We start from the raw sequence: 230 nt of genomic DNA on the forward strand, positions 1-230 counted from the left end.
TGTTGAGGAAGCGCCGCGCCCAGCCGCCCATGCACGGCTTGGGCCGGCGCGCGTAGTAGTCGGGGGTGACGTAGTCGATGGTCAGGCGCCCGCGCAGGCGTTCGCGCGCGTCGGCGACCACGGCGCTGACCGCGTCGAACTGGGGCCGGGTCGGCAACAGCGCGGCGCGGTTCTTCAGGCCCCAGCCGTAGTACTGGGTGTGGGCGACTTCGAGCCGGCCGGCGCCGAGT

The 230-nt window shown here is 73.5% G+C and carries 1 protein-coding gene; it reads right to left on the reverse strand.

Annotated features, from left to right (window positions below):
• On the reverse strand, positions 1-230 hold a 230-nt coding region (locus tag HKX41_13995; GenBank protein ID NNC25245.1), incomplete at both ends, for a pyrroloquinoline quinone biosynthesis protein PqqE.

The sequence above is a fragment of the Salifodinibacter halophilus genome, from assembly GCA_012999515.1.
Taxonomy (GTDB): Bacteria; Pseudomonadota; Gammaproteobacteria; order Nevskiales; family Salinisphaeraceae; genus Salifodinibacter; species Salifodinibacter halophilus.